The following is a 3,186-nucleotide window of genomic DNA, read 5'->3' as shown; positions in this document are numbered from 1 at the left end:
CTGCACGGCGGAGCGGTAGCCGGGCCGCGGCGGGCGTACCGGGGAAGGAAATACCCAGTTTCGGTGAAGGGCAGCGCCACCACGAGCGAGTCGCGCAGGGCCTGGTCGGCGGCGGCCAGCCAGGCGCGGCCGGCGGGGCCCCGGTCGAGGCCGGCTTGGCGCAGGCGGTGGGCGTAGGCCGCGTGCGGGGTGCGCGCCTGGAACAAGGCCTGCAAGGTTTGCTGCTTGCCGCACGAGGCCAGCAGCAGCGCGGGCAGCCCCAGCAGAAGGAAAAGTGAGCGGGAAAATAACCGGCGGCGGGGCCGGGCAACAGGGAAATTCGTCCAAAAAAGCATCCCCCGCAACGCCGCTCGCGCCGGGCTAGTTCGCCGGGGCCCCGGGCGCGGCCGCTACCTTTGGGGAGTTAAAAGTTAAAAGTTGAGAATTAAAAAGCCAGGGTGTTTTTAACTCTCAACTTTTAACTTTTAACTCCTAAATCAACGCCTATGAAGCTCATCGAATGCCCCCGCGACGCCATGCAGGGCCTCCCCGCCTTCGTGCCCACCGCCACCAAAACCGCTTACCTCAACGCCCTGCTGCGCGTGGGCTTTGATACGCTCGACTTCGGCTCATTCGTGTCGCCCAAGGCCATTCCGCAGCTGCGCGACACGGCCGAGGTGCTGGCCGGGCTGGACCTGAGCGCCACCGCCACCAAGCTCCTGGCCATTGTGGCCAACCGCCGCGGGGCCGAAACGGCCGTTCATCACCCGGAAATCAGTTACTTAGGCTTTCCGCTTTCGGTGTCGGAAACCTTCCAGCAGCGCAACACCAACCAAACCCGCGCCGGGGCCCTGGCCGACGTGGCCGCCATGCAGGAACTGTGCGAGCAGGCTGGCAAAACGCTGGTCGTGTACCTGTCGATGGGCTTCGGCAACCCCTACGGCGACCCGTGGAGCCCGGCGCTGGTGGTAGACTTCACCGCGCAGCTGGCGGCGCTGGGCGTGCGCGTGGTGGCGCCCTCCGACACGGTGGGCGTGGGCACGGCGGCCACCGTGGGGGCCCTGTTCGCGGAGCTGATTCCGGCCTTCCCGGGCATCGAGTTTGGGGCCCACCTGCACACGCTGCCCACCGCCTGGCGCGCCAACGTGGCCGCCGCCTACCAGGCCGGCTGCCGCCGCTTCGACGGGGCCCTGGGCGGCTTCGGCGGCTGCCCCATGGCCGCCGACGACCTCACGGGCAACGTGGCCACGGAGCACCTGATCAGCTTTTTGGGCGAGCAGGGCGAACCACTGGGGCTGGATTTAGGGGCCCTGGCCGAGGCGCAGGCGCTGAGCTACGGGGTATTCGGGAACCACTAAAACTGGTATTACGCGCAGCCTACGGCGGGCCCCGGCCGATTTGCAGGTGATAGGGCGCCCCGGTGCGCTTTAGCGGTACGTACCGCTAGTACAGCAACCCACCCCCGTCGGGCGCCCCGCGGGTAGCGCCTATTATTATTTGGAACTGACGAAAATAATCGCCCGATGAAGTAGCAACGGGACGGGCCCGCTTAATTTTGCCACATGCCTACGCCCGCCCCCATCGTCGATATTTTCATCCCCTGCTTCGTTGACCAGCTCTACCCGGCCACGGCCCTGAGCATGGTCAAAATCCTGGAGGCCGTGGGCTGCCAGGTGCACTACAACCCGGCCCAAACCTGCTGCGGCCAGCCCGCCTACAACGCCGGCCACCTGGACGCCGCCCGCGCCGTAGCCGCCAAGTTTATCGGGGATTTCACGCCTGCCCCCGCCGCCCCGGGGCCCCGCTACGTGGTCAGCCCCTCGGCCTCGTGCATCGGCATGGTGCGCAACAGCTTCACCGACTTGTTCGAGGGCCAGCCCGAAGCCGCCGCCTGCCCCCCCGTGCAGGCCCGCGCCTACGAGCTGACCGAGTTTTTGGTAGACGTGCTGGGCCTCACGGCCGTGCCAGGGGCCCGGCTGGCGGGCGCCTACACCTACCACGATTCTTGCTCGGGGCTACGCGAGTGCCGCATCGGCCCGGGGCCCCGGCTCCTGCTCGACGGCGTGGCCGGCCTAACGCGCCGCGAAATGGCCGAAACCAGCACCTGCTGCGGCTTCGGCGGCACGTTTGCCGTCAAGTTCCAGGCCATTTCGGTGGCCATGGCCCAGCAAAAAGTCGAGCACGCCCTCGACACCGGCGCCGACTACATCATCAGCACCGACGTGAGCTGCCTCATGCACCTCGAAGCCTACATCAAAAAGGAAAAGCTACCTCTCAAGTGCCTGCACATCGCCGATGTGCTGGCTAGCGGCTGGTAGTTTTATAAAAAAATTATTGAGGCTATTCAGGGAATCGCCAAAAATTCCAGGTTGAACGTCATGCTTCGGCTTCACTTCGTTGCGCTCAGCATGACGGTTTTATTAACCTAAACAATCCCTAAACAACCCGCCCGCCGTCCAGCCGCAGGGTGTGGGTGATAGTGGCGGGCAGTTCCTCCCGGTAGTGGCTCACGTAAATCAGCGCCACATCGGAGGCACGGCACAGGGCCTCCAGCACCCGCCGGAACTGCCGCTGCTGGGCCCCATCCAGCCCCTGCGCGGGCTCGTCGAGGATGAGTAGCACGGGGTTTTTCACCAGCGCCCGGGCCAGTAGGCACAGGCGCTGGCCGCTGGCCGAGAGCTGCCGAAACGGCGTATCGGCCTGGGCCGCCAGCCCCAACAGGGCCAGCCAGCGGCGGGCCACGGCGGCCCGGGCCGGCTGGCTGGGGCCCCGCAGGCCCAGCGTGTCATCGAACCCCGACTCGACCACGCTGGCGGCCGCGCTGCGCGCCGGGAAGTGCTGAAACAGCTCGGGCGAGACGAAGCCGATGCGTTTTTTCAGGTCCCAGATGCTCTCGCCGGTGCCCCGGCGGCGGTCGAAGAGCGTGAGCGGCTGGCTGTAGGCCTGGGGGTTGTCGCCGTTGAGCAGGCTGAGCAGCGTGGACTTGCCGGCGCCGTTGGGGCCCAGCAGCGCCCACCGCTCGCCGGGCCGCACCGTCCAGTGGATGTCGTCGAGCACCACCTTTTCGCCGTAGCGCACCGACACGCCGGCCATTTGCACCAGCACCGCGAAGGCCGGTGCGGGGGCCCCGGCGAGCAGCGCTTGCAGCTCGGCGGCGTCCACGGCGGCTTCGGTGGCGGCGGGCGCGTCGGCCGGGGCCCGGTAGTC

General features: G+C 67.3%; 3 protein-coding genes and 1 pseudogene. 2 read left to right on the top strand and 2 right to left on the bottom strand.

From position 1 onward, the window contains the following. A pseudogene (locus tag BEN49_RS12975) lies at window positions 1-335 on the bottom strand (hypothetical protein); the annotation flags it as partial. 150 nt (window positions 336-485) lie between these two features. Between BEN49_RS12975 and BEN49_RS12970 the strand changes: the two are divergent. Both BEN49_RS12970 and BEN49_RS12965 read left to right on the top strand, forming a co-directional pair. Further along, a complete protein-coding gene (locus BEN49_RS12970) occupies window positions 486-1,337 on the top strand; it encodes a hydroxymethylglutaryl-CoA lyase (RefSeq protein WP_070744074.1) in 852 nt (283 codons plus the stop codon). Window positions 1,338-1,541: 204 nt separating this feature from the next. Then, window positions 1,542-2,297, top strand: coding sequence for a (Fe-S)-binding protein (locus BEN49_RS12965; RefSeq protein ID WP_070744071.1), 756 nt, complete (start codon window positions 1,542-1,544; stop codon window positions 2,295-2,297). Window positions 2,298-2,415: 118 nt separating this feature from the next. Here the strand turns inward: BEN49_RS12965 and BEN49_RS12960 are convergent. After that, window positions 2,416-3,186 (bottom strand): ABC transporter ATP-binding protein (locus tag BEN49_RS12960; RefSeq protein WP_125916846.1); only part of this gene is annotated, 771 nt, incomplete at its 5' end.

Source organism: Hymenobacter coccineus (genome assembly GCF_001816125.1).
Lineage (GTDB): Bacteria > Bacteroidota > Bacteroidia > Cytophagales > Hymenobacteraceae > Hymenobacter > Hymenobacter coccineus.
The sequence above is the reverse complement of the archived record's forward strand: the minus strand, read 5'-3'. Positions and strand labels throughout refer to the sequence as shown.